Source organism: Enterobacter sp. LU1, from assembly GCF_008271405.2.
In the GTDB taxonomy this organism is placed as follows: domain Bacteria; phylum Pseudomonadota; class Gammaproteobacteria; order Enterobacterales; family Enterobacteriaceae; genus Enterobacter; species Enterobacter hormaechei_C.
Genome location: NZ_CP043438.2, coordinates 360,350 through 387,106 on the forward strand (window position 1 = coordinate 360,350; position 26,757 = coordinate 387,106).

Sequence of the window (26,757 nt, forward strand, 5' to 3'; positions counted from 1 at the left end):
CGTTCTTTAAGGCTTGCGCAGCATGCCGTGCAAATGATACTCATACGGCGCGTTAAAAAATCCCATAAACCAACGCAACACAATTCATACCCTTTCAGTATGTCTCCATATTCATGCAGTTTTGATGGTACGGAGATTTCATTGAGGAAGTCAGTTTCTATGAAAAATTTGAAAGTCAGCCTGGCCTGGCAGATCCTGCTGGCCCTTGTGCTGGGCATCTTGCTGGGCAGTTACCTCCATTATCATAGCGACAGCCGCGAGTGGCTGATTGCGAACCTTCTCTCCCCTGCGGGCGATATCTTTATTCATCTGATCAAGATGATTGTTGTGCCGATTGTGATCTCGACGCTGGTGGTCGGTATCGCGGGTGTCGGTGATGCGAAACAGTTAGGCCGCATCGGCGTTAAAACTATTCTCTATTTCGAAGTGATCACCACGGTTGCCATCGTTCTTGGCATCACCCTGGCGAATGTGTTCCAGCCTGGTGCCGGGATCGATATGTCGCAGCTGGCGACGGTGGATATTTCGAAATACCAAAGCACAACCGCCGATGTGCAGAGCCATTCGCATGGACTGATGGGGACTATTCTCTCGCTGGTGCCGACCAACATTATCGCGTCCATGGCGAAGGGCGAGATGCTGCCGATCATCTTCTTCTCGGTACTCTTTGGTCTGGGGCTTTCTTCCCTGCCCGCGACGCACCGTGAACCGCTGGTCACCGTGTTCCGATCTGTCTCCGAAACCATGTTCAAAGTCACCCACATGGTGATGCGCTATGCGCCGGTCGGGGTATTCGCGCTGATTGCGGTGACCGTAGCGAACTTCGGCTTTGCCTCCCTGTGGCCGCTGGCGAAGCTGGTGATTCTGGTGCACTTCGCGATTCTGTTCTTCGCGCTGGTAGTGCTGGGCATTGTGGCGCGCCTGTGCGGGCTCAGCATCTGGATCCTGATCCGCATCCTGAAGGATGAGCTGATTCTGGCCTACTCCACGGCAAGCTCCGAGAGCGTACTGCCGCGTATCATTGAGAAGATGGAGGCCTACGGTGCGCCGGCGTCCATTACCAGCTTCGTGGTGCCAACGGGTTACTCCTTTAACCTGGATGGTTCGACGCTGTATCAGAGTATTGCGGCAATCTTTATCGCGCAGCTGTACGGCATTGACCTGTCGCTGTGGCAGGAGATCGTGCTGGTTCTGACGCTGATGGTGACTTCAAAAGGCATCGCAGGCGTCCCGGGCGTCTCCTTCGTGGTGCTGCTGGCGACGCTGGGCAGCGTCGGTATTCCGCTGGAAGGCCTGGCGTTTATTGCCGGTGTGGACCGTATCCTAGACATGGCGCGTACTGCGCTGAACGTGGTGGGTAATGCGCTGGCGGTGCTGGTAATCTCCAAGTGGGAACACAAGTTCGACCGTAAAAAAGCGCTGGCGTATGAACGCGAGGTGCTGGGTCGTTTTGATAAAACGGCTGACCAGTAACATTTTAAGCCCGGTGGCGCTGCGCTTACCGGGCCTACGGGTTTTGTAGGCCGGGTAAGGCGAAGCCGCCACCCGGCACGTTACTCCCCGCTCAACGCATCAAACTCTTCACACCCGGTATCAAACCCTTCGGTACAGCTCAGATTTAACCAGTAAAGCGCTTTCTGTTTATTCGGTGTGATAAAGCCTTTCTCACCCTGCCTGAACAGCATTCCTGCCCAGTACTCCGCATAGCCCGTCCGGGACAGAGCCGAACTCCGCTTGAACCACGATGCGGCCTGCACGTCATCCTGAGGAACTTCAACGCCGTTGGCATAGATCAGCCCCAGCAGCTGTTGCGCGTCTACCGCCGAGTCGCTATCGATGTCTTCGGTCGCCGATTGCAGCAGTGCGATGGCCTGCGGGTAGTCGGTTTTGCCCGCCTGCGTGTTCACCAGCACCCGCGCCAGCATGATCGCGCCGCGTTTGCTGCCCGCAATGTTTGCCTGCTGGGCCAGGGCTTTGGCCTGAGCATAGTCGCCCTGCGAAAAGTGGATTTGCGACAGCAGCGCCATGGCGTCGACATCACCGCCTTTTGCCGCTTTTTCCGCCCACAGCGCCGCCTGCGCGCTGTCGCCGGAACTGAACCAGGTATCGGCAAGATAATACTGCGCGCGCGCATCGCCCGCTTCAGCCTGCTTTTTATACTGGCTGCCTATCTCATCGGCATGGGCAAACGCGGTTAAAAATAACAACATCAGAAAAAGGGTTTTCATGGATTCTTATCATCTGGGTACACGCCGCGCAGTATAATCGCGGCGACAGAAGAAAAAAACGGGTGCGTTAAGACCTCAGCATCCCACAAGCCGGGCGGAACACGCGTTCCGCCCGAAGAGGTTAGCCTGCGTTACAGGCTAATTTCGCCGCCACCTCCTGATGTTCACTCTTTATTGAAAACTCACATAACTTATCGCGAGTAATAAAGGTAAAGATCACTATCGTCAGGCAAATAATAAAGACGATGCCTAACGTAGTTTTTAATGGCGTCATGCCTTTTACTCCTTGTGAAAAAAAGAATAAGAGGCTACTCTCAACCTGTTGGTTGTTGAGGGGGAGCCTCGGGTAAATGCAAATTTCCCGGGGCTTTCCACTTTCTGTCCCTCAACAATGCTCAAGACAGAAAGTCTTAAGCACCCGCCGCATATCTTATCTCGCTGAATTAAAATGCAAAGATGTAATTAATTTTCGTGCAAATTACATTTTTTCTGCGAGACATCTTCAGAAATATATATAGATGTAATTAATAGCGATGCCAGAAATAATAATGGGGTGAATATCTCACCCCATTTAGTCAGCGATTAATTAACGGCTTCATCCCATTGCGCTTTCGCGCAGGCGGGCTTTCAGCTTGTTATATTCGTCGATCACATACTGTTCCGCAGCGTGTTGATCCGCTATTGGCTCCACGTTTACGGCGCAGTATTTATACTCCGGCGTTTTGGTTATCGGGCTTAAGTTCTCCGTCACCAGCTCGTTACAGGCGCCAATCCACCACTGGTAGGTCATATAGACTGCCCCTTTGTTTGGACGGTCGCTGACCTGCGCGCGGGTAATGATGCGGCCTTTACGCGAGTTCACCCACACCAGCGCTTCATCTTCAATACCGAGACGTTCGGCATCGGCGGTGTTGATCTGCGCGTAGCCCGGTTCATCCGCCAGCGCCGCCAGCGCGGCGCAGTTGCCGGTCATGGAGCGGCAGGAGTAGTGGCCCACTTCACGCACGGTGGAGAGCACCATCGGATACTCGTCGGTGAGCTTATCGATCGGCGCGACCCAGTCGCAGGTGAAGAACTGCGCCAGCCCGTTCGGGGTGTCGAACTTCTCTTTAAAGAGGTATGACGTCCCCTGATCGGATTCTGACTCATCCCGGCACGGCCACTGGATGTAGCCCAGCTCACCCATTTTTTCATAGGTTGCCCCATAAAAGTCCGGGCACAGATGCCGCAACTCGTCCCAGATCTCCTGGGTGTTGTTGTAGTGCATCGGGTAGCCCATGCGGGTGGCGATTTCGCTGATGATCTGCCAGTCCGTTTTCAGATCCCACTTCGGCTCGACGGCCTTGAAGAAGCGCTGGAAGCCGCGGTCTGCTGCCGTATAGACACCTTCATGCTCGCCCCAGGAGGTCGACGGCAGAATCACATCCGCCGCTGCCGCGGTTTTGGTCATAAAGATATCCTGAACAATCACCAGCTCCAGATCCTCAAAGCCTTTGCGCACCGCGGACAGTTCGGCGTCGGTCTGGAGCGGATCTTCACCCATGATGTAGGCCGCACGTACTTCACCGTGAGCCGCGCGGTGCGGCAGCTCGCTGATGCGGTATCCGGTGTGTGCCGGCAGACTTTCCACGCCCCAGGCCTTCGCAAACTTCTCGCGGTTTTCCGGGAACTTCACGTACTGGTAGCCCGGATAGGTGTCCGGCAGCGCGCCCATATCACACGCACCCTGCACGTTATTCTGACCACGCACCGGGTTCACGCCCACATGCGCTTTACCCAGATTGCCGGTCAGCATGGCGAGGCTGGTGAGCGAGCGCACGGTTTCCACACCCTGGTAGAACTGGGTCACGCCCATGCCCCACAGGATGGCGGCGGTTTTCGCTCCGGCGTACATCCGCGCCGCCTGGCGGATCTCCTGCGCGCTGACGCCGGTTATCGCCTCTACTGACTCCGGCGTATAGCCTTCGACAATCTTGCGATACTCTTCAAACCCTTCCGTACGGCTCGCGACAAACGCCTGGTCGTAGAGGTTCTCCTCAATAATGACGTGCCCCATCGCATTCAACAGCGCGATGTTCGAGCCGTTTTTCAGTGCGATGTGCATATCCGCAATGCGCGCGGTTTCAATTTTACGCGGATCGCAGACGATGATTTTCGCCCCGTTCTGTTTGGCGCGAATAACGTGATTCGCGACGATAGGGTGAGAATCCGCCGGGTTATAGCCGAAGATGAACACCAGATCGGTGTTATCTATCTCATTGATGGCATTACTCATTGCGCCGTTACCGACCGACTGGTGCAGACCTGCAACCGATGGGCCGTGTCAGACGCGAGCGCAGCAGTCGACGTTATTGGTACCAATAACGGCGCGCGCGAATTTTTGCATCACATAGTTGGTTTCATTCCCGGTTCCGCGTGAGGAGCCGGTGGTCTGAATCGCATCCGGGCCATACTTGGCCTTGATGGCGCTGAGGCGCGTGGCGACGTAATCCAGCGCTTCATTCCAGGAGACGGCTTCCAGCTTGCCGCCGCGCTCGCGGCGGATCATAGGGGTTTTCAGGCGCGGCGTGAGGATTTGGGTATCGTTAATAAAATCCCAGCCGTAGTACCCTTTCAGGCACAGCGTGCCCTGATTGGTTTTACCCTGCGCCGCTTCCGCCCGGACGATTTTGCCGTTATCGACCACCAGGTGGATCTTGCAACCTGAGGCACAATAAGGGCAAACCGTGACGACTTTTTTCATCACTTTGCTCCAGTTAAACAGTTCTTACCTGCCCAATATGCAGCTTCTATGCCATGTTTTTACTATGGGTATTTCCTGACTTTACGGCCCTTTGCGGGGCAAAACCCTGACGAAAAACAGCCAATCGTCAAAATTGACGTGTCGAAAGGGCAGGGGATGTGACATGGATTGGAATTCCGTCACGTAAAAAACAATTCGGCTGGAGCCAGCGGCAGAATGGTTCAGACTTAACATAATTCCCTGACGGAAGCATGCGATGAAACCGGCGATTCTGGTGGTTGATGATGATGTCGCAGTCTGCGAACTGCTACAGGATGTGCTCAGCGAGCACGTCTTTACCGTGCTGACGTGTCACACCGGTCAGGACGCGGTGAACCGTGTCCAGCAGGACCCTGGCATTGCGCTGGTTCTGCTGGACATGATGCTGCCGGATATCAACGGATTACAGGTTTTGCTGCAACTGCAAAAGCAGCGACCATCGCTACCGGTGGTGATGCTGACGGGGCTGGGAAGTGAATCAGATGTGGTCGTCGGGCTCGAAATGGGCGCCGATGATTACATCGGAAAACCGTTCAATCCGCGCGTGGTGGTCGCCCGCGTTAAGGCGGTGCTGCGTCGAACCGGCGCGCTGGACGCGGAGCCTGCCGCGCCGCGCGTTGAAGGTATTGCCTTTAACGGCTGGACGCTGGACACCACCCGCTGCGAGCTGAGCGATCCGCAGCGTAATACCGTGCCGTTAACCCAGGGCGAATACGGCCTGCTGCTGGCATTAACGCAAAACGCCCGCCGGGTACTGAGTCGTGAACAGCTGCTGGAGCTGACCCACAGCGAAAGCGCCGAGGTCTTTGACCGCACTATCGACGTGTTGATCATGCGGCTACGGCGAAAAATTGAGGTCAATCCGCACCAGCCTTTGCTGATCAAAACCATTCGCGGTCTGGGCTATGTTTTTGCCACGGACGTTTCCCATCATGAGAAAGCCGCCTGACCGTTCTCCTGAATAAACGCCTGAAGCTCGGCCAGCGTTTTCGCGCCGTCAATCGCATTGGCCGCCAGCAGGCTGGCCCGCGCGCAGGCGTGCGCCAGATAAATACTCTCGGTAAGCGACAGCGATTCATGGCAACCGTATAAAAAGCCTGCGCAAAACGCGTCGCCCGCACCGACGCTGCCGATAATCTCGTCCTGCGTCAGCTTCCACGAAGGAACCCATTGCCCTTTTTCACCCGGCGCTTCACCCCATGCCCCTTCCGGACAGTGGATCACTACCCGCTGCCGCACGCCTGCCGCCAGCAACTGTGCGGCAGCGTCGGCGATATGGACCATGTTCAGCGCACCATGACTGTCGCGGATCTCAAGCCCGCTAAACTCACCGGCTTCCAGCTCGTTAATCACCAGATAATCAAGATGACGCAGGGCAGGGAGCACCAGCGGCTGATAGCGTGGATCGCCCTTGCGGGAGACCAGATCGAGCGAGGTTTCATACCCCTGATCGTGCATCTGTGCCAGTAACCGCGCGCTGCGGGTGCCAAACTCCTCGTCCGGCATGTCCAGGCTGTCGAGCAGCAGCAGATAGCCGAGATGGAAGATCTTCAGCGATCCGTCTAAACGATCGAAGGCGGGAAGATCCAGCAGGCGGTTGGCCCCCGGCGAGTGGAAAAAGGTGCGCTGTCCGCTGGGGTCGGTCATCACCTGCGACATCGACGTTGGGGCGAACGTCGTGCGCTGCACGCGCTGGCGATTGACGTGATACTGGTCGAGCATCGCCAGAATATAGTCTCCGTCGCTGTCTTCTCCAATCAGCCCCACCGCCTGTAACGGCAGGCCGACGTGCATTTTCGCCAGCGTCAGCAGAACGTTGAGCGGCGCACCGCCGGTTGAGCGTTCACTGTGGGTGATTTCCGCCAGCCAGCCGCGCTCCGGCCACTGCACGATCTGATGAACGTGATCCACCAGCATGTTGCCTGCGGCGATAATCCCTTTGCGTTCCATTATGCCTGCCCCGCGCTGCCGAAGATGCGCATCTGCTCCGCGACCGTATCGGTAATGGCCTCTTCAATGCCCAGCAGCAGTTCGGCAAACTCATCGTACAGCGGCTGGCGGTTCGCCATGCGCTGCTCAACGGCGGCGAGCGCGGCCTGCGACATGCCGGTATAAAAATTGATTTTATGAATGCCCAGCTCGATAGCGCGGCGGAAGTCGGCATCGCTAATTCCCGAGCCGCCGTGTAAAACCAGCGGCAGCCCCGTCTGCTGGCGAATGGCGTCCAGACGCGTGAAATCAAGCTTCGGCTCGCCCTTGTATTTCCCGTGCGCGTTGCCAATGGCGACCGCCAGCGCGTCGATACCGGTTAAATCGACAAATTCGCGCGCCAGCTGCGGGTCGGTAAAGAACGCTTCGTCCGCGTGCCCGTAAAGCGCGCCGCCTTCGTCACCACCGACCGCACCCAGCTCCGCCTCCACCGACACGCCCACCGCGTGGCACATCTTCACCACTTCCCGCGTCTGGCGAATGTTTTCCTCGTAGCTTAGCGTTGAGCCGTCGAACATCACCGAGCTGAACCCTAAGCGCAGGGCGCGCACGACGGCCTCAAAATGCAGCCCGTGGTCGAGGTTCAGCACCACGGGAATATCGTGACGGGCGGCTTCGAACTTCACCGCTTCAACAAGCGACTCCAGAGACACGTACTTAAAATGCACTTCGGCGATGTTGATGATAAACGGCGAGCGTTCCTGCTTCGCGGCGGCAAACAGCGCGCGCAGAAAATGGGAGTCGAGAACGTTGAACGCGCCCAGGGCGTAGCGGTGTTCTCTGGCGTGTGCCAGACCGTCGGCAAGAGAAATCAATGGCATCATTCACTCCTTATATCCGAAACAGGTTGTACTCGTTGCACAGCACCAGCACCGCCGGTTCGTCTTCTTCGATGGTGTTGTAGCGATCGATGGGCTGTAAAAAGTGGTTGTCGTGTTCATCGTCATTGACCGACGACACTTCGCCCACCAGCACGTCGCCAAAGCCGCGTTCACCCCAGAAACTGTGGTACAGGCCGGGCGTCAGGCAGATGCTCTCCCCAGGCGTGAGGCGCAGCTGGCTGCCGGGCGCGTGCGTCTGCCGACAGCCGTCTATCGTGACGATCACGTCGGTGTTTTCGGTCTCCTCATGCGCGCCCGCATTCCATAACTCAATAATCAGATTCCCGCCGCCGCGGTTGATGATGTCCTCCCGCTTGCGCCAGTGGAAATGCATCGGCGTCACCTGGCCGTCGCGCACGTGCATGATTTTTTCGGCATAGCACTTCTCATAAGGCACGCCGTTGGGGGAGCCGTTGCGCAGGGTGAACAGCGTCAGCCCCTGTGCGGCAAAGTGGTTGCCGCCAAACGCCGTCACGTCCCAGCCGAGCCTGAGGTCGAACACCTCCTGCCAGGCGGCCTGGTCAAGCTGCTGCCATTTTGTTGGCGGAAAGCTGGCAAACGGCGGGAGATGCACGTCGTGCATGGAGAAGAACTGCCGCGTGTGGCCGAGGATTTCATTGATGTCGGAGCGTTTCATGGGGACTCCTTGCGTTTTATGCCACCCCCTCACCCCGGCCCTCTCCCTCAAGGGAGAGGGTTAGGGTGAGGGCATCAGGCCGCACCGGGGTTACTTAACCGTCCACCCCTTATACGTGCCGACGTTCTTTTTATCGATCATCGTCACCGGGATCAGCACAGGCTCTTTCGGCGCAGGTTTGCCCTGAAGAATGTCATAGCCGATCTCCACCGCCTTCGCCGCCATCACCTGCGGATCCTGCGCCGGCGTCGCCACAAACAGGGAGTTTTCGCGCTTCAGGGCTTCTTCACCGTCCGGGCTGCCATCCACGCCAACGATAAAGAACTCGTTGCGCTGAGCCTGTTTCGCCGCCAGATCGGCACCGATCGCCGTCGGATCGTTAATTGCGAATACGCCGTCGATCTTCGGATTGGCCGCCAGCAGGGAGGTCATGACCTCCAGTCCGCCTTCGCGGCTGCCTTTGGCGTTCTGATTATCCGAAAGCACTTTGATATCCGGGTGGCGCCTGAACTCGGTCTGGCAGCCCTCCACGCGGTTTTGTACCGCAGAAACCGGCGGCCCGTTGATGATCACCACGTTGCCTTTACCTTTCAGACGGTCGGTTATGTACTTACAGGCCATCTCCCCCGCCTGGGTGTTATCGGAGGTGATGGTCGCATCAGCCCCTTCCGCCGCCACGTCAACCGCCACGACCACGATCCCTGCCTCTTTGGCGCGTTTTACCGCCGGGCCGATCCCTTTGGAATCCGCGGCGTTGAGGATGATCATGTCCACTTTCGCCGCAATGAAGTTATCGATCTGCGACACCTGCTGGCCCAGATCGTACCCGCTGGAGACCAGCGTCACCTTGACGTTATCTCCCGCCAGCTTGCGCGCTTCCAGCTCGGCACCTTTGGTGATCTGCACGAAGAACGGGTTAGCCAGGTCGCCCACCGTCACGCCGATGGACTTCAGATCTTTTGCCTGCGCAAACGGGGTTGCGGCCAGCAGCGCGCCAGCACAGAGCGCGGTCACTAAGGGCTTCAATCTCATGCTGTATTCCTCACGTAGGGTATTGTTGTTATGCACTTTGATGGTGTCGGGTACGGTATTTGTCGATCAGCACCGCTATGATGATCACCGCCCCTTTGATCACCAGCTGCCAGAAGTAGGAGACGCCCATCAGCGTCATGCCGTTGTTGAGGGTGGCGATGATCAATGCACCGACCAGCGTGCCGGTGATCGTGCCGATCCCGCCGACGAAGCTGGTTCCGCCGAGGATCACCGCCGCAATCGCATCCAGCTCGTACCCCGTGCCGAGGTTGCCGTTGGCGCTGTAGAGGCGCGAGGCGCTCATCACGCCGCCTAATCCCGAGAGCAGGCCGCTCATGCCGTAGACAAACAGCAGCACCAGCCAGACCTTGATGCCGGTTAAGCGTGCCGCCTGCATATTGCCGCCGACCGCATAGATGTGAACGCCGAGGGTTGTGCGACGCAGAATAAACCAGCACACCACAATCACCGCCAGGGCGATCACCACCAGCCACGGAATCGGGCCGAGGTAGTTGTTGCCGATCCACTCGAAGTTAATGTTGGAGTTAATGACCGTCGTGCCGTCCGCCAGCAGATACGCCGCGCCGCGCAGTGCCGTATAGGTGCCGAGGGTGACGATAAACGGCGGCAGCCCGGCAAAGGCCACCAGCGCGCCGTTGAACAGCCCCAGCACCATACCGAGCATCAGCGCCGCCGGAATGGAGAGCATCGCAAATTCAGGGATAAGCGAGACCACCATCGCCGCTACCGCCGTAGTGCCCAGAATCGAGCCCACAGAGAGGTCAATCCCGCCGGTCAGGATGATGAAGGTCATCCCCGCCGCCAGCACGATGTTGATCGACGCCTGCCGGGTAATATTCAGCAGGTTGCTCTCGGTGAAAAAGTTCGGGGCGATAAAGCCAAATACCGCCACAATCAGGATTAAAATTGGCAAAATGCCGATCGTTTGCATCAGATCGCTCATCAGCATTTTTTTGGCGGAGGCGGATTTCGCCACCTGCTGCGGATGGGTTGGAGTTGTCATAATTACACCGCCTGATGATGTGTGTCGTTCACGCCGGTTGCCAGCGTCATGATGTTTTCCTGAGAGATGTCGCGTCCGTGGAGTTCACCCGCGATGCTGCCTTCCCGCATCACGTACACCCGGTCGCTCATGCCCACCACTTCCGGCAGCTCGCTGGAGATCATCAGAATCGCCACGCCTTTGCGCGCCATCTGGTTCATGATGCGGTAGATCTCGCTTTTCGCGCCGACGTCCACCCCACGCGTGGGCTCGTCCAGAATCAGAATGCGCGGGCCTATCGCCACCCAGCGGGAGATCAGCAGCTTTTGCTGGTTGCCGCCGGAGAGCCCGCCCGCGCGCACCTGAGAATGCGGCACGCGGATATTGAGCAGGGCGATGGCGTCATCGGAAATAGACTGCGCTTTTTTGCGGTTCAGCCAGCCGAAGGTGGCGTCGCGCTCCAGCGTCGCCATGGTGATGTTCTCCTGCGCCGCCAGCTCCAGAAACAGCCCCTGCTCCTTGCGGTTCTCGGTAAGAAAACCGATGCCGTTTTCAATGGCCGCGCGCGGGGAGTGGATCACCACCGGTTCGCCGTCGACCTCGATCATGCCGCCGGTGGCTTTGCGCACGCCGAAGATCAGCTGCGCCAGCTCGGAGCGACCGGCCCCGACCAGCCCCGCCAGCCCGACGATTTCACCGGAGCGAACCTGCAAACTGCACGGCAGCACTTTTTTGCCATCTGTCAGGTGGTGTACGTTCAGACGCGGGCTGCCGAGCGGAATATCGCGCTCTTTGTTAAACAGATCGCTGAGCGGGCGGCCCACCATCATGCGCACCAACTCAGAGGCATTCAGCTTGTCGCGCGTCAGGCTGCCGACGTACTGCCCGTCGCGCAGGACGCTGACGCGATCGGAAAGCTCATACACTTCCGCCATGCGGTGGCTGATGTAGATAATCGCCATCCCTTCATCGCGCAGGCGCAAAATCAGTTCGAACAGACGGTGGGTTTCGCGCGAGGAGAGGGCGGCGGTGGGTTCATCCATCACCAGAATACGGCTGTTGCGGTGCAGCGCGCGGGCGATCTCCACCTGCTGCTGCTCGGCGATGGTCAGCTTCATGACCAGGTCGGTGGCGCTGAACTGCGCGCCCAGACGGTCAATGACCGCCTGCGCCTGGGCAGCCATCTCTTTGCGCTGGACCAGCCCGCCGCGCGACAGCTCGCTGCCGAGAAAAATGTTTTCCGCCACGGTCAGGTTAGGAGCAAGCTGCATCTCCTGATAAATCAGGGTAATGCCTGCGGCCAGCGCATCCTTCGGCCCTTTGATGTGAAACGGCTGACCGTCGATGAGGATGTCGCCGCTGCTGGCGGTATAGGCGCCTGCGAGGATCTTCATCAGCGTGCTTTTTCCGGCGCCGTTTTCCCCCATCAGCGCGTGGATCTCACCGGGGAAAACCGTCAAATCCACACCCTTGAGCGCGTGGAAATTGCCAAACGTCTTGGCAATATTGCGCATCTCTAAAACCGGGGTTCTGCTCATGGCGGATCTCCTGTGAATGTCGATATCTGCACTTCATCACAGGTGCGTAAATGCAAAATGTCAGAAGCTGTTCATATTTGTCATAGTTATGAATAGCTAATCGCCATCACATTTTCCTTTTCCCTCTCCCTGTGGGAGAGGGCCAGGGTGAGGGCACCAAACCGCAGAGGAGCCCAAACCCATGTCTTCACGCCCCCCGTTCTTCACCAGCGCCCGCGGTCGCCTGCTGATATTTAACCTGCTGGTGGTGGCGGTAACGCTGATGGTAAGCGGCGTGGCGGTGCTCGGCTTTCGTCATGCCAGCCAGATCCAGGAGCAGGTGCAGCAGCAAACGCTGGATGATATGACTGGCAGCATGAACCTCGCGCGTGATACCGCGAATGTGGCGACGGCGGCGGTGCGGCTGTCGCAGGTAGTCGGTGCGCTGGAGTACAAAGGCGAAGCTGAACGGCTGAAACAGACGCAGATGGCGCTGCGCCACTCGCTGGAGCAGCTTGCCGATGCGCCGCTGGCGCAGCAGGAGCCGGCGCTGGTGGCGCGTATTATCCGCAGGAGCAATGAGTTACAGCAGAGCGTGACGGGAATGCTGGAGCGCGGGCAAAAACGGCATCTGGAGCGTAACGCGCTGCTCAGCGCGCTGTATCAAAGCCAAAGCTATCTGCGTCATTTGCAGGATATCAACCGCCGTTACGCGAGCAATGTGCCAGACGCCCGGCAGCTTGCAGAGATGGACAGGCTGATCGTTGCCGCCATTGATACCCCTTCACCGCGCGCCACGGTGCAGCAGCTGGATGCAGTAACCGCGATGTTACCCGCGAGCGCCCTGCAACCGGTGGTCAACCTGGTGCTCCCGGATTTTAATGATGAGCTGCGCAAGCTCGCGCCACTGTCAAAGCAGCTGGAGGAGAGCGATCTGTCCATCAGCTGGTATATGTTCCACATCAAGGCGCTGGTGGCGATATTAAACCGCGACATTAATCAGTACGTTGAACAGGTGGCGCAGGCCTCCCGGCTGCGTACCGCCCAAAGCCACCAGGAGCTGCGCTCCATCAGCGTGTTTATCAGCGTCTTCGCGGTGCTGGCGCTGATCATCACCGGCTGCGCCTGCTGGTATATTTACCGCAATCTGGGCTCCAACCTGACGGCTATCTCAAGGGCGATGTCGCGCCTCGCTCACGGCGAGCAGGATGTGTCGGTGCCCGCGCTACAGCGGCGTGATGAGCTGGGGGAACTGGCACGCGCGTTTAACGTTTTTGCCCGCAATACCGCTTCGCTGGAGCACACCACGCGGCTACTGAAGGAGAAGACCTCGCAGATGGAGGTCGACCGCATCGAACGTCAGGGGCTGGAGGAGGCGCTGCTGCACAGCCAGAAAATGAAGGCGGTCGGGCAACTGACGGGCGGGCTGGCGCATGATTTTAATAACCTGCTGGCGGTGATTATCGGCAGTCTGGAGCTGACCGATTCAGCGTCACCGGACGCGCCGCGCATCACTCGTGCGCTCAAAGCCGCGGAACGCGGGGCCATGCTCACCCAGCGTCTGTTGGCCTTCTCGCGCAAGCAATCCCTGCAACCCCATGCGGTAGAGATGAAGCCGCTGCTGGAGAACCTGAGCGAGCTGATGCGGCACTCGCTTCCCGCCACGCTGACGCTGGATATTGAAGCGCAAACCCCGGCCTGGCCCGCATGGATTGACGTCAGCCAGCTGGAAAACGCCATTATCAACCTGGTAATGAACGCCCGTGATGCAATGGAGGGGCAAAATGGTGTGATCAAAATCCGCACCTGGAACCAGCGTGTGACCCGCAGCGACGGGCGCAGGCAGGATATGGTCGCGCTGGAGGTGATTGACCACGGCTGCGGGATGTCGCAGGAGGTGAAATCGCAGGTCTTTGAACCGTTCTTCACCACCAAACAGACCGGCAGCGGCAGCGGGTTAGGGCTGTCGATGGTGTACGGCTTTGTGCGTCAGTCCGGGGGGCGCGTTGAGATCGAAAGCGCGCCGGGGCAGGGAACCACCGTGCGGCTCCAGCTGCCGCGCTCGACGCTGCCCGCGTTCTCCGATGATGCCGCGCTGGCGACCACGGCCCCGGCAGAAAGTGAGCTGCTTGTGCTGGTCCTGGAAGATGAGGCGGGCGTGCGGCAGACCCTGTGCGAGCAACTGCACCAGCTTGGCTACCTGACGCTTGAAGCCGAAAACGGCGAGCAGGCGCTGAATATGCTGGACGCGTCGCCGGATATCGGCATGTTTATCACCGACCTGATGTTGCCGGGCGGCCTGAGCGGTGCGGAGGTGATCGGCCATGTACGCAGCCACTATCCGCAGTTGCCGGTGCTGCTGATCAGCGGGCAGGATTTGCGCCCGGCGCATAACCCGCAGCTGCCGGACGTTCAGTTACTGCGAAAACCGTTCACCCGCGCACAGCTGGCGCAGGCGCTGCGGAAAATATGTTTTTAAATGCCCCTGTTTAGGATTTCATCAAGAGCATCGTTGACGCCGGTGATGTTAATCTGCGCAAAATTTAGCAGATTGGGATATAAAAGGAATTATGCCGGTACTCACAAAGGGGGACTCACAAATGATCGTGATGCCTACAACATACAGCCCGAGCACAATTGCCAGGTCGTTTAAACTCGTTGATGAGTTTGAGCTTTCCGGGCGAGTGCTACATGTTATTTTTGATAGCCAGACGCCAAGAGCTGCGATTATTGAAGCGGATATCGAAACCTTCGATGGGGTGCCCCGGCATCGGGTTGTTGCTGCCCTGGATTTACAACGTAAAACGCATTTGGGTGAAGATATCATTGCCGTCGAGCGCTGTTGGGAAGATGCCAATGTTATTCAGGTAGAAGGTATCTGTGTTGATCCCGCCGAGCGTGACAAGGGACTGGCAACTCGCCTGTATGAAGCCCTGGTATTACAGTGTGGCGTGACACTTGTCAGCGACTTTGAACAATATGAGGGTGGGAAGATGCTCTGGCAGAAAATTGCCCGCGAGTCTGACCAAATCGCTGTATTTGTTCTCGATACCGAGCAGGGCGCATTTTGGCCGTATGATGGTAGCAAGGTTATCTATGACGGAGGGTGTATCCCCGAAGATCGTATCTGGAGCCATTCGCCGGATCAAAAATGCTACGGCATCGTCCTGGTCGCAGAAAATAAACAGCGTGCGAATCAACTGATGGAAGTCCCAGGACACAACTGAATTTGAGATTCCTCCGCTACCCCGGTTCCCTGCCATTCATTACCGTAAGGCCAGTTCACCTGCGAGTCTGGCCTTATGAAACGTTACTCTACCGCTCTGTTACTGGGTCTGCTGACTTTAACCAGCCAACTGGCGCATGCCGATGTGATTGATGATGCCATTGGCAATATTCAGCAGGCGATCAACGACGCCTATAACCCCGGCAGCAGCCGTAATGATGATGACGACGATCGTTACGATCGCAGCCATCAAACCGACAGCCGCCAGTACGACGATCGTCGTCGACAGTTAGAAGATCGACGCCAGCGTTTAGACGAGCGTCAGCGGCAGCTGGATGACGATCGGCGTCGGTTAGAAGAGGATGAGCGCCGGTTAGAGGATGATTACGATCGGTGGTAACCCTGGTATTGCAACGCGTAGGCCGGGTAAGGCGCAGCCGCCACCCGGCAAAATTTAATCCAACACCAGCACCATCCCGTCATACCCCGCTTCAATGCCGGACGGCAGCGGGTTATTCATCATCCACACGTCAAACTGATGGCTGATATGCGTCAGGATCACCTGCGGACAGCCAATCACCTCGTTCAGCGCAATCACCGTATTCAAGTCACAATGGTTGCGCGGCGTCTCCGGGCGCGGTTCATGGCTACAGTCGATAATCATCGCCTGCGGCTGATTGTTTAGCAGAAACGTCACCGTTTTATCCGGTAGCCCGGCGGTATCAGAAAGCCACGCCACGCGGCTGTGGGCGGACTCCAGCAGATAGCCAAACGTGAGTTTTGAATGGTTGAGCGGCAGCGGCGTGACCCGCAAGCCCTGAAGTTCAAACATCACAAACGGCTCCACCGTGTGGCTGAAATCGAGAAGGCCCGGATGCCTGAACAGGTCGTCACAGCCTGCGTCGTCCGGCGGACCGTAAACCGGAATGGTCGCTCCCACGCCCCAGCGCAGAGGAAAAAGCCCCTGAACGTGATCCATATGATAATGGGTAAGCAAAATCTGCCTGAAACTCCCCGCGGGCCAGTCGTCCATCAGGTGTGGAATACCCGCGTCCAGCAAGGTGACCGAATCGTTGAATTTCACCGCCGCGCTACAGGGGCGACGGCGATAATTTTCCTGTAAACGCGCCCGTCGGCACGCCGCGCAGTCGCAGCCAAACACCGGCACCAGCTGAGCCCCTCCGGTTCCTGTCAGCGTGATCGTCAGACTCATAACGCACCTCTACAGCGGTTTGGTGAAGCGGAAATGGCTTTGCGTATATCCTTCACGAACATAAAAACGGTGCGCGTCCACGCGCTTCACGCTGGTGGAAAGCTCGGTCAGCTCGGCGCCTGCCTGTCGCGCGACGTCCTCTGCCCAGGCCAGCAGCTGGCTGCCCACTTTTAATCCGCGCGCCTGCGGCATCACCACCAGCTCCTGGATCTCGCCGATCCAGCGGGCGTGATGCAGGTGAAACTGCATATGCAGGCCGATCATACCGATGATCTGCCCGTCCAGCTCGGCCAGCTGGTAACGCATATTGTGATCCTGCAAGTTGGCCAGATACCCGGCGTGAAACGCCTGATGATCGAACTCGGCCTGCTTAAGTTCGCAGATCAGCGCGTAAACGATCGGCGCATCGTCGGCGGTGGCGGGGCGAAGCTGGCAGTCAGGCATGCTGTTTCTCCTTCTGGCGAATAAGCGATAGCAAGGTCTCGACTGACTGTAGCAAACTTCCGTCGTTATTGAGGAGATGGCAACCCGACGGGGTGTAGCGCGCCGCCCGTTCCAGCCGCTGGTCGATCTCGCGCGCGTTTTCGCGCCCCCGCTTTTGCAGCCGGCTACGGAGAACGTCCGGGGAAACCTGCAAACAGACCGGGAGCAGCGCCGCTTCGTACCGGGCGCGAGCCTGCGGGAGATGCGCCCGCGAGCCGTTAACCAGTACGTCGAACCCCGCATGCAGCCAGAGGTCAATCTCAATACCGACGCCATAGTAGTAACCGTTGGCATGCCAGCTCAGCGCCAGCAGGTTTTGTCCGGCGCGGGTAAAAAACTCCTGCTCGCTCAGGGCGATATGGTTCTCGCTTCCGGCGTTGGCATCGCGCGTGATATAGCGGTGCGCGACCAGCAGCTGTGAATGTTCCCGCTGCCGTAACGCCGACAGCAGGCTGTCCTTCCCGGAGCCGGACGGGCCCATTAACCAGATGAGTCTTCCCATCAGAACACCCTTTTTCCCTGACGCCAGACGTGGTCGATATGAATGTGCTCGCCCTTACGGTGGGCGAGCACCAGATCGGCCCGTTTCCCCTCGGCAATTTCACCGCGATCGTGAAGATTAAGCGCGCAGGCCGGGTTTTTCGTCACCAGGCGAATCGCCTGTGGCAGCGTGAAGCTGTTGTTCTCGTCGTCCGCGACGCGGAAGGCCGCGTCCAGCAGGCTGGCGGGGTAATAGTCAGAGGAGAGGATATCCAGCAGGCCGAGCGAGGCGAGCCTGCTTGCCGCCACGTTGCCGGAGTGCGATCCGCCGCGCACGATATTTGGCGCGCCCATCAGGACGTTCATGCCGTGCTTACGCGATGCCTCTGCCGCTTCAAACGTGGTGGGAAATTCAGCTATCACGCTGCCAAGCTGGTGGGATTCGCGCACGTGATCGTGCGTGGCGTCGTCATGGCTGGCCAGGGCAATATTACGGTCCCGGCACATGGCGGCAATGGAGAGGCGATTCGGCTGCGACCACTGGGCCGCAAGCTGGAGCTGCTCTTCTTCGTAGCGCGCCATCTCCGCGTCGTTGAGCGCGTATTTGCCCTGATAGTATTCGCGATACTTTTCAATGTTGGCGAACTGGCGCTGCCCCGGCGAGTGATCCATCAGGGAAACCAGCGAGACCGGCTCGCGGCCCACCAGCTTCTCAAACAGCGGCAGGGTGGTGTGGTGCGGCAACTCGCAACGCAGGTGCAGGCGGTGCTCGGCGCGGTTGAGGCCGCGCTTTTGCGTCTCCTCCACGGCGTTGATCATCTTCTCCAGGTTCTCCAGGCGATCGCCGCCGTCGCGCACGTCGCCAATCGCCACCGCGTCCAGCACCGTGGTGATGCCGCTGGCGACCATCAGCGCGTCGTGGCTGCTCATCGCTGAATGAGCAGGCCAGTCCACCTTTGGGCGCGGGGTGAAGAATTTATCGAGATTATCGGTATGCAGCTCAATCAGCCCCGGCAGCAGCCAGCCGCCTTCGCCGTCCATCGCTTCAGGAGTGCGGCTCCGGGTTTCGGCAAAGGCGCGGATGACACCGTCCCGCACCTCAACCGAGCCGTTCACGACCTCATTTTCCAGCACCAGCCTGACATTATTGATAATCATACGTTTGTCCCCATCGGGTGCAGTCTGTCCGCCACGCGTTGGCGTACGGCGTCGTCGTGGAAGATCCCGACGATCGCCGCGCCGCGCGCTTTGGCCTGTTCGATCAGTTCCATCACCGCTGCGCTGTTCTTACTGTCGAGCGAGGCGGTGGGTTCATCCAGGAGTAAAATCGGGTAATCGACGATAAAGCCGCGGGCGATGTTGACGCGCTGCTGCTCGCCGCCGGAAAAGGTCGACGGGGCGAGGTGCCACAGACGCTCCGGTACGTTGAGGCGCGTCAGCAGGCTGGCGGCTTTAGCGGCGCAGGTTTCGCGCGGCACGCCGAGATCCAGCAGGGGTTGCATGACCACGTCCAGGGCGGAGATCCGCGGGATCACTCGCAGGAACTGGCTGACCCAGCCGATCGTCGAGCGGCGCACTTCCAGCACTTTGCGCGCGGGAGCCTGAACCAGATCGACCCATTCATTGTTATGGCGAATATGAATATGGCCTTCGTCCGGCAGGTAGTTGGCATACAGGGAGCGCAGCAGGGTGGATTTTCCGCTGCCGGAATGGCCATGCAGCACCACGCATTCGCCGTTGCTGACCTCTAACGAGGCATTTTGCAGTACCGGCAGGCGGACGCCGTTTTGCTGGTGGAGCACAAAGGTTTTACTTACGTTTTGTACGTGGATCATGTTGGCCTCGCGATTCGTTTTGCCGGGTGGCGGCTTCGCCTTACCCGGCCTACGGGTGCGGTGTTCGTTTTGCCGGGTGGCGGCTTCGCCTTACCCGGCCTACGGGTGCGGTGTTCGTTTTGCCGGGTGGCGGCTTCGCCTTACCCGGCCTACGGGTGCGGTGTTCGTTTTGCCGGGTGGCGGCTTCGCCTTACCCGGCCTACGGGTGCGGTGTTCGTTTTGCCGGGTGGCGGCTTCGCCTTACCCGGCCTACAAGGTGCGGTGTTCGTAGGCCGGGTAAGCGCAGCGCCACCCGGCAACCGCGCCCTCAGTTCTGCAATACGGACGACACCAGCAGCTGGGTATACGGATGATGGGGATCGTCGAGCACGCGGTCGGTTAACCCACTTTCCACCACCTGACCCTGCTTCATCACCAGCAAGCGGTCCGCCAGCAGGCGCGCGACGCCTAAATCATGGGTGACAATCACCACCGCCAGGTTTAGCTCCACCACCAGGCCGCGCAGCAGGTCGAGCAGGCGAGCCTGCACGGAGACGTCCAGCCCGCCGGTCGGTTCATCCATAAACACCAGCTTCGGATGGGTGACGAGATTGCGGGCAATCTGTAAACGCTGCTGCATGCCGCCGGAGAAGGTGGTCGGCAGGTCGTCGATGCGCGAGGCGGGAATTTCAACCTCTTCCAGCCAGTGCTGCGCCGTGGCGCGGATGTTGCCGTAGTGGCGCGCGCCGGTGGCCATCAGCCGTTCGCCGATGTTGCCCCCCGCCGACACCTGGCGGCGCAGGCCATCCATCGGGTGCTGGTGCACCACGCCCCACTCGGTGCGCAGCAGGCGGCGGCGATCTGCTTCGCTCATGCCATACAGCGACACGCCCTCATACAGAATGTTGCCATTCTGCGGCGTCAGGCGCGCGGAGATGGACTTCAGCAGGGTGGTTTTACCGGAGCCGGACTCGCCGACAATGCCCAGCACTTCGCCCGGCCACAGCTCAAACGACACGTCGCTAAAGCCTTTGCCCGGCGCATAAAGGTGAGTCAGGTTATTAACCGAAAGCAGCGGTTTCATTGGCTGTTCGCCTCGCTCTGTTGGCGGCAGTAATCGGTGTCGGAGCAGACAAACATCCGTTTGCCCGTGTCGTCCAGCACCACTTCATCCAGATAGCTATGCTTCGAACCGCAGATGGCGCACGGCTCGTCCCACTCCTGCACCGTAAACGGGTGATCGTCAAAATCCAGGCTCTCCACACGGGTGTACGGCGGTACGGCGTAGATGCGTTTTTCACGTCCGGCGCCAAAAAGTTGCAGGGCGGGCATCATGTCCATCTTCGGGTTATCGAATTTCGGGATCGGCGACGGGTCCATCACGTAGCGGCCGTTCACCTTCACCGGGTAGGCGTAGGTGGTGGCGATATGGCCGAAGCGGGCGATGTCCTCATACAGTTTGACCTGCATGATCCCGTACTCTTCCAGGGCGTGCATGGTGCGGGTTTCGGTTTCCCGCGGCTCGATAAAGCGCAGCGGCTCCGGAATCGGCACCTGAAAAATCAAAATCTGATCTTCGGCCAGCGGGGTTTCCGGAATGCGGTGACGGGTCTGGATCAGCGTCGCGTCTTCGGTTTTTTCGGTAGTATTAACGCCCGTTACGCGCTTAAAGAAGTTGCGGATCGACACGGCGTTGGTGGTGTCGTCTGCCCCCTGGTCGATGACCTTAAGCACGTCCGCTTCGCCGATCACGCTGGCGGTGATCTGAATACCGCCGGTGCCCCAGCCGTAGGGCATTGGCATTTCGCGGCCGCCGAATGGCACCTGGTAGCCGGGGATCGCCACTGCCTTCAGGATGGCGCGGCGGATCATGCGTTTAGTTTGTTCGTCCAGATAGGCAAAGTTGTAGCCGCTTAAGTTAGACATTGGCGCGCTCCCGTTGCAGGCGTTTCAGCAGTTCCAGTTCGGCCTGGAAATCGACGTAGTGCGGCAGCTTGAGGTGCGAGACAAAGCCGGCGGCCTCAACGTTATCCGCGTGGGCCAGCACGAACTCTTCGTCCTGTGCCGGGCCTGCAATATGCTCGCCGTAGTCCGGCGCCTGGAGCGCACGGTCAACCAGCGCCATCGCCATCGCCTTGCGCTCGCTCAGGCCATACACCAGCCCGTAGCCGCGGGTAAAGTGCGGATCTTCATTCTCTGGCGCGACAAAACCGTTGACCATTTCGCACTCGGTCATCAGCAGTTCGCCGATGTTCACCGCAAAACCCAGCTCTTCCGGCACGATTTCAATGTCGATATAACCGCTGCGGATCTCTGCCGCGAACGGGTGGTTGCGCCCGTAGCCGCGCTGCGTGGAGTAGGCCAGCGCCAGCAGATACCCTTCGTCACCGCGCATCAGCTGTTGCAGGCGGGACGAGCGCGAACAGGGATAGACCGGCGGCGTGCGGGTGATGTCATCCGGTGTGCTGCCGGTGTCCTCTTCCGCCTTCGCCAGCCCCTGGTTTGCCAGCAGGCTAAAGACGTGCGGGGAGGCGTCTTGTTCAGCGTCAGAGACGCTGAGCTGCGGTGTTTCACCGTTCGCCAGCAGAGTGAAGTCCAGCAGGCGATGGGTGTAGTCGTAGGTCGGACCAAGCAGCTGGCCGCCAGGAATATCTTTGTACACCGCAGAAATACGGCGCTCTAATCGCATTTCCGCCGTATTCACCGGCTCGCTAACCGCCAGCTTCGCAAGCGTAGTGCGGTAAGCGCGCAGCAGGAAGATGGCTTCCACGTTATCGCCGCTGGCCTGTTTCAGCGCCAGCGCCGCCAGTTCGCGGTCCGCGATGCCGCCTTCGGTCATCACGCGGTCGACGGCCAGGTTTAACTGCTGTTCAATCTGGGCGACGCTCAGCTCGGGAAGGGCGTCATCCCCCCGGCGTCTGTGCGCCTGCAAGGCATGGGCGGCGGCGATCGCCTTCTCGCCCCCTTTGACGGCAACGTACATCAGCACACCTCCACGTGAGTGGTTCTCGGGATCGCCAGCAGGCGCTCGCCGCAGGTCAGGATCAGGTCGATACCGAGCGGGAACGGATGCGGGCGCTCGGTCAGCTCATGAATGATGCACTCCGGCAGCTGGGGGGCGACCATCCGCTCGTCGGCAATCCCTGCACCCGTCAGGCGCAGCATGCGGCCACCGCTCAGGCTGGAGACCTGCAAAATCAGCGTGGCGCTGGTTTCCGGTGCGACGGCGCTGCCTTCGCTCAGGGCGTTAAGCTCTTCGTGGCTGATTTGCTCGTCGATCACGGCGAAGACCGCCTGCTGGGGCTGCTCGACCAGCGGCGCGTTGGTGTGAAAGCGCAGGTTCTGGCTGGCGATATCGTTCAGCAATGCGCCTGACAGCCATACCGGGGTGTCGTTGTCCGCCAGCGTCAGCAGCACGCTGGTCGAGGCGAGGTTCAGCGGCAGCCAGCCCTGGGAGAGCTGGTGCAGCGAGACAATGACGCCCGGCTCGCTCATGGCTTTCAGCAGGCGACGGAAACTCTGTTGGGCATCCTGGACGGCCAGGGTAAAAGCAGGTTGAAGCGTCATGCGTTGTCTCCGCGAACGAGCGTAAAGAAGTCGACCCGGCTGGTATTCACTTCGGCCTGACGCGCGGCAAGGCGTGCGGCGCGGTCGGCTTCCAGCGGGGCAATAAGGGTTTCCATTAACGTCTGAAAATGCGGCTGTTCCTGTAAAAGCGCGTCGATCGCTGCGCAGCGCTCGGCGTGCGTTTTGTCGCGCCCAAGTACGTAGCCGTAGCCCAGCGTGCCGCTTTTCAGGCGGATCACCGCGCGGGTGAGGGTGGCATCGCCGGCGAAGAAGCGCTCGCCGGTGCCGCCCATGCGTGCCTGGATCTGCACCAGGCCGATCTCCGGCGCGCGGATCGTGTCGTAGTCCGGCGTCAGGCCGAGCGTGCTCATGCGGGCAGCCAGCGCATTAGGCTGGCTGTGGGCCAGCACGCGCATCCAGCGCTGACGAGTGGAGGTGTCGAAGTGCATTCAGTGCTCCATGGTAAATTCAATCATGTCGGCGCGGGTCAGGCTGACGGAGTATTCCGTTGCGTTGACGTCGCCGTCACGGTGGTTGAGGGTGCGCACGCAGAGCAGCGGGGCCATGTTGGGGATCTCCAGCACCTTGCTCTCTTTCGCCTGCGCGCGGCGGGCGCTGATGCGCGTCTGGGTGCGTTTGAGCGCGATACCCGTCGCGTCCTGAAGAAAATCATGCAGGGAACCGCTGGCGAAATGTTGCAGCACGGGCCAGAGGGTGAGGTCCGCGAAGTAGTGGTCGATCTGACAGACCGCCACGCCGTTCACCCGGCGCAACGTGCGCAGGTGAACGACGTTGTCGCCCTCCTGAATCCCCAGCGCGTCCGCCACGTGGCGGGAGGCCGGGCGCAGGACTGACAGCAGCTTTTCGCTGGTGGGGTGGCTGCCCTGATCGAGCAGGTTCTGGCTAAAACGCGCCTGGGCATTGAGCGGGTAGTCGAACGGACGCATCAGCACCAGCACGCCGACGCCCTGACGGCGCTGGACCCAGCCGCGCTCCACCAGTTGATCGATGGCGCGACGCAGGGTGTGGCGATTCACTTCGTAGCGGTCGGCAAGCTGCTGCTCGGCGGGCAGGTAGTCTCCGCAGCGGTAGTGCGTGCGCAGCTCCACTTCGAGCTTTGCCGCAATCTCTTGCCAGCGGGTGGGGTAACTGGTCGGATGTCTGGATAAGTGCATACAAATCAAAGCCTCGCTTCTCAGATGAAGTGCTTACGCAAACGTTGAGAGAGGAAATCCAGCAGGCTGACGGTGACGATGATGAGCACCATCAGGGCGCAGGTTTGCTGGAACTGGAAACCACGAATGGCTTCCCACAGGGTGACGCCAATGCCGCCTGCGCCCACCATGCCGACCACGGTGGCGGAGCGAACGTTGGACTCGAAGCGGTACAGGGAGTAGGAGATGAGCAGCGGCATCACCTGCGGCAGGACGCCGTACAGGATCTCTTCGATTTTGTTCGCTCCGGTTGCGCGGATGCCTTCCACCGGGCCGGGCTCGATGGCTTCAACCGCTTCGGAGAGCAGCTTGGAGAGCACGCCGGTGGTGTGGATGAACAGCGCCATCACGCCCGCGAACGGACCCAGGCCGACGGCGACCACGAACAGCATCGCAAAGACCATTTCGTTGATGGCGCGACAGGCGTCCATCAGGCGACGCATCGGCTGGTAAACCCACCACGGCACGATGTTTTCGGCGCTCATCAGGCCAAACGGAATGGAGAGGATCACGGCGAGGGCGGTGCCCCAGACGGCAATTTGCAGGGTGATCGCCATTTCACCGAGGTAGTCCTGCCACTGGCTGAAGTCCGGCGGGAAGAAGTCGGCGGCGAAGGTCGCCATGTTGCCGGAATCTTTGAAGAGCAGCAGCGGATCCATCTCCGCGCCCTTCCAGGAGATAACGAGCACCGCCAGCAGAATGGCCCAGCTTATGAGCGAGAACCAGCTGCGCTTTGGCGGCGGGAGGGTGATGGTTTGCATGTTTTACTCCGCGGGTCTTTGTGTGCCGGATGGCGCTACGCTTATCCGGCCTACGATCTGTTCCCCCTCTCCCTGTGGGAGAGGGGACGTAAGTTACTGCACCGCTTTATTCACGCTGGTCATGGCACCGAGCGCGGCGGTCAGGCGGTCGAGATCGTCCAGCTGCGCCTGAATTTCCGACACTTTGCTGGTCTTCTCTTCTTCCTTCAGACCCTTGTTATCCTTCACGCCCTGCATCTGCTTGAACAGCGCCAGCTGGCGAATCGGCACCAGCTGCAAATCGCTGGACGCGCGGAACGGCGCCCAGCCCAGACGCGCCAGAACCGCTTTCTCTTCCGGCGTTTTGCCGTAGTTCATAAAGAAGTCGTAGACCTTGTCCTTGGTGCTCTCGGAGAGGTTTTTGCGCCACACGATTGGGTCGGCCGGGATCAGCGGCGATTTCCAGATAACCTTGATTTCCTTCAGCTTGTCCGGTGCGGAGGTCTTCAGCTTGTCGAGGTTTTCAGTGTTGTTGGTGGCGACGTCAACCTGCTTATTCGCCACGGCCAGGGCGTTGGTTTCGTGGCTGGCGTTGACCGTGCGCTTAAAGTCGCTGGCGGAGACGTTGTTTTTCGCGAAGACGTAGTAGCCAGGGACGAGGAAACCGGAAGTGGAGTTCGGGTCGCCGTTACCAAAGGTCAGCTCTTTGCGTTTGGCGAGCATGTCGTTGAGATTGTTGATCGGGCTGTCTTTGTTAACGATCAGCACGCTCCAGTAGCCCGGGGAGCCGTCTGCCGCAACGGTCTGGGCGAAGACCTGGCCGTTCGCGCGATCTACCGCTTCCATAGCAGAGAGGTTGCCATACCAGGCGATGTCGACTTTGTTGAAGCGCATTCCCTGAATGATGCCCGCGTAGTCCGGGGCGAAGAAGGCGTTTACTTTGATCCCCAGTTTGGTTTCCATATCTTTCAGGAACGGTTCCCACTGCGGCTTCAGGTTTTGCTGTGATTCCGTTGAAATGATGCCAAAGTTCAGCGCTTTTTCCTGTTCCTCAGCGTAAGCAGGGCTTAGCAGGGTGCTGATGCTGAACATGCTGGTGAAGGCCAGCGCGGCAACGGCTTTGTAGTTCATGTCCATTCCTCGTTATGGGGACGTTAAGCAGCCTGCGCGCGCTCTTCGACGCGGTTTACGCTGCGGTAGAGATGATCGAAACGTTCGTTATCAAACTGGTGGCTTGCGCCATCGAAGAACACATTGCCCTGACGCAGGGCGACGATGCGCTCGCAGTAGCGCAGGGCGTAATCCACCTGGTGCAGCGTCACCACCACGGTGATACCGTCGTTCTGATTGATGTCGCGCAGGGTTTCCATCACGATGCGGGCCGATTCCGGGTCCAGCGAGGCGATAGGTTCATCGGCCAGAATGATTTTGGCTTTCTGCATCAGGGCGCGGGCGATGGCGACGCGCTGCTGCTGTCCGCCGGAGAGCGTGGAGACGCGCTGGTGGGCGAAATGCGCCATGCCGACGCGGGTCAGCGCCTGTAAGGCTTCTTGCTTCTGGGATGGGGAGAACCAGCGCAGGCAGGTGCGCCAGAACGGGGTGCTGCCGAGCGCGCCAATCAGCACGTTCTCGAGCACGGTCAGGCGGTTCACCAGGTTGAACTGCTGAAAGATATAGCCCGTCTGAGCGCGGCTTTTGCGAATATCGCTCGCCAGACGCCCCGCATGTTGCACGGTGTTCCCCAGCAGTTCGACGCGGCTTTCCGGCGTTTTGTCACAGGTAATCAGGCCGCTCAAGTGACGAAGAAGGGTGGATTTACCTGAACCAGACGGTCCCAACAGCGCCACCATTTCGCCCTGCTGGACGGTCAGATCAACGGCATGCAGCGCCTTGTTGTGATGGAAGGTTTTGCTCAGTTTCTCGACGCGAATGACAGTTTGCATGTGCCGGG

Annotated in this window: 28 protein-coding genes; 5 read left to right on the forward strand and 23 right to left on the reverse strand. The window is 59.3% G+C overall.

Annotated features, from left to right (window positions below):
* Window positions 1-159 precede the first annotated feature (159 nt).
* A complete protein-coding gene (gene gltP / locus FZF21_RS01700; RefSeq protein WP_015570199.1) occupies window positions 160-1,473 on the forward strand; it encodes a glutamate/aspartate:proton symporter GltP in 1,314 nt (437 codons plus the stop codon).
* Between the two features lie 80 nt (window positions 1,474-1,553).
* Here the strand turns inward: gltP and FZF21_RS01705 are convergent, their stop codons facing one another.
* The 3 genes from FZF21_RS01705 to fdhF all read right to left on the reverse strand — a co-directional run bounded on the left by FZF21_RS01705 (window position 1,554) and on the right by fdhF (window position 4,971).
* Window positions 1,554-2,228 (reverse strand): tetratricopeptide repeat protein, encoded by a 675-nt coding sequence (locus tag FZF21_RS01705; protein WP_015570200.1) that lies wholly within the window; start codon window positions 2,226-2,228, stop codon window positions 1,554-1,556.
* Between the two features lie 121 nt (window positions 2,229-2,349).
* Window positions 2,350-2,502, reverse strand: a complete 153-nt coding sequence (locus FZF21_RS01710) for a Hok/Gef family protein (protein WP_023295770.1) — start codon at window positions 2,500-2,502, stop codon at window positions 2,350-2,352.
* A 321-nt stretch (window positions 2,503-2,823) separates the two neighbouring features.
* The gene (gene fdhF, locus FZF21_RS01715) at window positions 2,824-4,971 is read right to left on the reverse strand and encodes a formate dehydrogenase subunit alpha (protein WP_080024796.1); all 2,148 of its coding nucleotides are present in this window, start codon (window positions 4,969-4,971) and stop codon (window positions 2,824-2,826) included.
* A 256-nt stretch (window positions 4,972-5,227) separates the two neighbouring features.
* On the opposite strand from fdhF, the gene FZF21_RS01720 reads away from it, so the two are divergent.
* On the forward strand, window positions 5,228-5,959 hold the full coding sequence (locus FZF21_RS01720) for a response regulator transcription factor (protein ID WP_032104458.1): 732 nt from the start codon (window positions 5,228-5,230) through the stop codon (window positions 5,957-5,959).
* Here FZF21_RS01720 and FZF21_RS01725 read toward each other — a convergent pair.
* From FZF21_RS01725 to FZF21_RS01750, 6 genes are all read right to left on the reverse strand, one after another.
* Complete coding sequence (locus tag FZF21_RS01725) at window positions 5,941-6,960, reverse strand: carbohydrate kinase family protein (protein WP_032668809.1); 1,020 nt, start codon at window positions 6,958-6,960, stop codon at window positions 5,941-5,943. The two genes, FZF21_RS01720 and FZF21_RS01725, sit on opposite strands and share 19 nt — an antisense overlap.
* Window positions 6,960-7,820 carry a ketose 1,6-bisphosphate aldolase gene (locus tag FZF21_RS01730; RefSeq protein ID WP_017382639.1) on the reverse strand — a complete coding sequence of 287 codons (861 nt, stop codon included), beginning with the start codon at window positions 7,818-7,820 and terminating at the stop codon, window positions 6,960-6,962. The genes FZF21_RS01725 and FZF21_RS01730 overlap by 1 nt, the downstream gene beginning before the upstream one ends.
* A 10-nt stretch (window positions 7,821-7,830) precedes the next feature.
* Window positions 7,831-8,517: a D-lyxose/D-mannose family sugar isomerase gene (locus FZF21_RS01735; RefSeq protein ID WP_017382640.1), complete on the reverse strand. Its 687-nt coding sequence runs from the start codon at window positions 8,515-8,517 to the stop codon at window positions 7,831-7,833.
* Between the two features lie 90 nt (window positions 8,518-8,607).
* A complete protein-coding gene (locus FZF21_RS01740) occupies window positions 8,608-9,549 on the reverse strand; it encodes an ABC transporter substrate-binding protein (protein ID WP_003860240.1) in 942 nt (313 codons plus the stop codon).
* A 28-nt stretch (window positions 9,550-9,577) separates the two neighbouring features.
* A complete protein-coding gene (locus FZF21_RS01745) occupies window positions 9,578-10,573 on the reverse strand; it encodes a ribose ABC transporter permease (RefSeq protein ID WP_003860239.1) in 996 nt (331 codons plus the stop codon).
* Between the two features lie 2 nt (window positions 10,574-10,575).
* Window positions 10,576-12,090: a sugar ABC transporter ATP-binding protein gene (locus FZF21_RS01750; protein WP_017382641.1), complete on the reverse strand. Its 1,515-nt coding sequence runs from the start codon at window positions 12,088-12,090 to the stop codon at window positions 10,576-10,578.
* A gap of 181 nt (window positions 12,091-12,271) precedes the next feature.
* Here FZF21_RS01750 and FZF21_RS01755 point away from each other — a divergent pair, with 181 nt between their 5' ends.
* The 3 genes from FZF21_RS01755 to yjdP all read left to right on the forward strand — a co-directional run bounded on the left by FZF21_RS01755 (window position 12,272) and on the right by yjdP (window position 15,695).
* Window positions 12,272-14,548, forward strand: a complete 2,277-nt coding sequence (locus FZF21_RS01755) for a hybrid sensor histidine kinase/response regulator (protein WP_032668804.1) — start codon at window positions 12,272-12,274, stop codon at window positions 14,546-14,548.
* A gap of 121 nt (window positions 14,549-14,669) precedes the next feature.
* Window positions 14,670-15,296, forward strand: a complete 627-nt coding sequence (locus FZF21_RS01760; protein ID WP_008500049.1) for a GNAT family N-acetyltransferase — start codon at window positions 14,670-14,672, stop codon at window positions 15,294-15,296.
* Between the two features lie 75 nt (window positions 15,297-15,371).
* Window positions 15,372-15,695 (forward strand): DDRRRQL repeat protein YjdP, encoded by a 324-nt coding sequence (yjdP, locus tag FZF21_RS01765; RefSeq protein WP_032668803.1) that lies wholly within the window; start codon window positions 15,372-15,374, stop codon window positions 15,693-15,695.
* A 54-nt stretch (window positions 15,696-15,749) separates the two neighbouring features.
* On the opposite strand, the gene phnP is transcribed toward yjdP, so the two are convergent.
* From phnP to phnC, 14 genes are all read right to left on the reverse strand, one after another.
* Window positions 15,750-16,508: a phosphonate metabolism protein PhnP gene (gene phnP / locus FZF21_RS01770; protein WP_032620756.1), complete on the reverse strand. Its 759-nt coding sequence runs from the start codon at window positions 16,506-16,508 to the stop codon at window positions 15,750-15,752.
* Between the two features lie 9 nt (window positions 16,509-16,517).
* A complete protein-coding gene (phnO, locus tag FZF21_RS01775; protein WP_015570217.1) occupies window positions 16,518-16,952 on the reverse strand; it encodes an aminoalkylphosphonate N-acetyltransferase in 435 nt (144 codons plus the stop codon).
* A complete protein-coding gene (phnN, locus tag FZF21_RS01780) occupies window positions 16,945-17,496 on the reverse strand; it encodes a ribose 1,5-bisphosphokinase (protein WP_032104477.1) in 552 nt (183 codons plus the stop codon). The genes phnO and phnN overlap by 8 nt, the downstream gene beginning before the upstream one ends.
* Complete coding sequence (gene phnM, locus FZF21_RS01785; RefSeq protein WP_149121111.1) at window positions 17,493-18,629, reverse strand: alpha-D-ribose 1-methylphosphonate 5-triphosphate diphosphatase; 1,137 nt, start codon at window positions 18,627-18,629, stop codon at window positions 17,493-17,495. Before phnM ends, phnN begins: the two co-directional genes overlap by 4 nt.
* Window positions 18,626-19,306, reverse strand: coding sequence for a phosphonate C-P lyase system protein PhnL (phnL, locus tag FZF21_RS01790; RefSeq protein ID WP_017382651.1), 681 nt, complete (start codon window positions 19,304-19,306; stop codon window positions 18,626-18,628). The genes phnM and phnL overlap by 4 nt, the downstream gene beginning before the upstream one ends.
* 307 nt (window positions 19,307-19,613) lie before the next feature.
* Complete coding sequence (gene phnK, locus FZF21_RS01795) at window positions 19,614-20,369, reverse strand: phosphonate C-P lyase system protein PhnK (protein ID WP_045339391.1); 756 nt, start codon at window positions 20,367-20,369, stop codon at window positions 19,614-19,616.
* Window positions 20,366-21,211 carry an alpha-D-ribose 1-methylphosphonate 5-phosphate C-P-lyase PhnJ gene (phnJ, locus tag FZF21_RS01800; protein WP_045339389.1) on the reverse strand — a complete coding sequence of 282 codons (846 nt, stop codon included), beginning with the start codon at window positions 21,209-21,211 and terminating at the stop codon, window positions 20,366-20,368. Before phnJ ends, phnK begins: the two co-directional genes overlap by 4 nt.
* On the reverse strand, window positions 21,204-22,268 hold the full coding sequence (locus FZF21_RS01805; RefSeq protein WP_032646905.1) for a carbon-phosphorus lyase complex subunit PhnI: 1,065 nt from the start codon (window positions 22,266-22,268) through the stop codon (window positions 21,204-21,206). The genes phnJ and FZF21_RS01805 overlap by 8 nt, the downstream gene beginning before the upstream one ends.
* Window positions 22,268-22,852, reverse strand: coding sequence for a phosphonate C-P lyase system protein PhnH (phnH, locus tag FZF21_RS01810; protein WP_045339387.1), 585 nt, complete (start codon window positions 22,850-22,852; stop codon window positions 22,268-22,270). Before phnH ends, FZF21_RS01805 begins: the two co-directional genes overlap by 1 nt.
* The gene (gene phnG / locus FZF21_RS01815; RefSeq protein WP_015570223.1) at window positions 22,849-23,301 is read right to left on the reverse strand and encodes a phosphonate C-P lyase system protein PhnG; all 453 of its coding nucleotides are present in this window, start codon (window positions 23,299-23,301) and stop codon (window positions 22,849-22,851) included. The genes phnH and phnG overlap by 4 nt, the downstream gene beginning before the upstream one ends.
* Window positions 23,302-24,027 (reverse strand): phosphonate metabolism transcriptional regulator PhnF, encoded by a 726-nt coding sequence (gene phnF / locus FZF21_RS01820; RefSeq protein ID WP_006810434.1) that lies wholly within the window; start codon window positions 24,025-24,027, stop codon window positions 23,302-23,304. It abuts the gene before it with no gap.
* A gap of 20 nt (window positions 24,028-24,047) precedes the next feature.
* On the reverse strand, window positions 24,048-24,827 hold the full coding sequence (gene phnE, locus FZF21_RS01825) for a phosphonate ABC transporter, permease protein PhnE (protein ID WP_032646912.1): 780 nt from the start codon (window positions 24,825-24,827) through the stop codon (window positions 24,048-24,050).
* A gap of 93 nt (window positions 24,828-24,920) precedes the next feature.
* Window positions 24,921-25,937: a phosphonate ABC transporter substrate-binding protein gene (phnD, locus tag FZF21_RS01830; RefSeq protein WP_047736613.1), complete on the reverse strand. Its 1,017-nt coding sequence runs from the start codon at window positions 25,935-25,937 to the stop codon at window positions 24,921-24,923.
* Window positions 25,938-25,960: 23 nt separating this feature from the next.
* Window positions 25,961-26,749: a phosphonate ABC transporter ATP-binding protein gene (phnC, locus tag FZF21_RS01835; protein ID WP_032104776.1), complete on the reverse strand. Its 789-nt coding sequence runs from the start codon at window positions 26,747-26,749 to the stop codon at window positions 25,961-25,963.
* Window positions 26,750-26,757: the final 8 nt, after the last annotated feature.

What these genes read in the sequence shown, in the direction of transcription:
- gltP (WP_015570199.1), top strand. Translation starts at nt 160, where the DNA reads ATGAAAAATTTGAAAGTCAGCCTGGCCTGGCAGATCCTGCTGGCCCTT.
- FZF21_RS01705 (WP_015570200.1), bottom strand. Translation starts at nt 2,228, where the DNA reads ATGAAAACCCTTTTTCTGATGTTGTTATTTTTAACCGCGTTTGCCCAT.
- FZF21_RS01710 (WP_023295770.1), bottom strand. Translation starts at nt 2,502, where the DNA reads ATGACGCCATTAAAAACTACGTTAGGCATCGTCTTTATTATTTGCCTG.
- FZF21_RS01720 (WP_032104458.1), top strand. Translation starts at nt 5,228, where the DNA reads ATGAAACCGGCGATTCTGGTGGTTGATGATGATGTCGCAGTCTGCGAA.
- FZF21_RS01725 (WP_032668809.1), bottom strand. Translation starts at nt 6,960, where the DNA reads ATGGAACGCAAAGGGATTATCGCCGCAGGCAACATGCTGGTGGATCAC.
- FZF21_RS01730 (WP_017382639.1), bottom strand. Translation starts at nt 7,820, where the DNA reads ATGCCATTGATTTCTCTTGCCGACGGTCTGGCACACGCCAGAGAACAC.
- FZF21_RS01735 (WP_017382640.1), bottom strand. Translation starts at nt 8,517, where the DNA reads ATGAAACGCTCCGACATCAATGAAATCCTCGGCCACACGCGGCAGTTC.
- FZF21_RS01740 (WP_003860240.1), bottom strand. Translation starts at nt 9,549, where the DNA reads ATGAGATTGAAGCCCTTAGTGACCGCGCTCTGTGCTGGCGCGCTGCTG.
- FZF21_RS01745 (WP_003860239.1), bottom strand. Translation starts at nt 10,573, where the DNA reads ATGACAACTCCAACCCATCCGCAGCAGGTGGCGAAATCCGCCTCCGCC.
- FZF21_RS01750 (WP_017382641.1), bottom strand. Translation starts at nt 12,090, where the DNA reads ATGAGCAGAACCCCGGTTTTAGAGATGCGCAATATTGCCAAGACGTTT.
- FZF21_RS01755 (WP_032668804.1), top strand. Translation starts at nt 12,272, where the DNA reads ATGTCTTCACGCCCCCCGTTCTTCACCAGCGCCCGCGGTCGCCTGCTG.
- FZF21_RS01760 (WP_008500049.1), top strand. Translation starts at nt 14,670, where the DNA reads ATGATCGTGATGCCTACAACATACAGCCCGAGCACAATTGCCAGGTCG.
- yjdP (WP_032668803.1), top strand. Translation starts at nt 15,372, where the DNA reads ATGAAACGTTACTCTACCGCTCTGTTACTGGGTCTGCTGACTTTAACC.
- phnP (WP_032620756.1), bottom strand. Translation starts at nt 16,508, where the DNA reads ATGAGTCTGACGATCACGCTGACAGGAACCGGAGGGGCTCAGCTGGTG.
- phnO (WP_015570217.1), bottom strand. Translation starts at nt 16,952, where the DNA reads ATGCCTGACTGCCAGCTTCGCCCCGCCACCGCCGACGATGCGCCGATC.
- phnM (WP_149121111.1), bottom strand. Translation starts at nt 18,629, where the DNA reads ATGATTATCAATAATGTCAGGCTGGTGCTGGAAAATGAGGTCGTGAAC.
- phnL (WP_017382651.1), bottom strand. Translation starts at nt 19,306, where the DNA reads ATGATCCACGTACAAAACGTAAGTAAAACCTTTGTGCTCCACCAGCAA.
- phnK (WP_045339391.1), bottom strand. Translation starts at nt 20,369, where the DNA reads ATGAAACCGCTGCTTTCGGTTAATAACCTGACTCACCTTTATGCGCCG.
- phnJ (WP_045339389.1), bottom strand. Translation starts at nt 21,211, where the DNA reads ATGTCTAACTTAAGCGGCTACAACTTTGCCTATCTGGACGAACAAACT.
- FZF21_RS01805 (WP_032646905.1), bottom strand. Translation starts at nt 22,268, where the DNA reads ATGTACGTTGCCGTCAAAGGGGGCGAGAAGGCGATCGCCGCCGCCCAT.
- phnH (WP_045339387.1), bottom strand. Translation starts at nt 22,852, where the DNA reads ATGACGCTTCAACCTGCTTTTACCCTGGCCGTCCAGGATGCCCAACAG.
- phnG (WP_015570223.1), bottom strand. Translation starts at nt 23,301, where the DNA reads ATGCACTTCGACACCTCCACTCGTCAGCGCTGGATGCGCGTGCTGGCC.
- phnF (WP_006810434.1), bottom strand. Translation starts at nt 24,027, where the DNA reads ATGCACTTATCCAGACATCCGACCAGTTACCCCACCCGCTGGCAAGAG.
- phnE (WP_032646912.1), bottom strand. Translation starts at nt 24,827, where the DNA reads ATGCAAACCATCACCCTCCCGCCGCCAAAGCGCAGCTGGTTCTCGCTC.
- phnD (WP_047736613.1), bottom strand. Translation starts at nt 25,937, where the DNA reads ATGAACTACAAAGCCGTTGCCGCGCTGGCCTTCACCAGCATGTTCAGC.
- phnC (WP_032104776.1), bottom strand. Translation starts at nt 26,749, where the DNA reads ATGCAAACTGTCATTCGCGTCGAGAAACTGAGCAAAACCTTCCATCAC.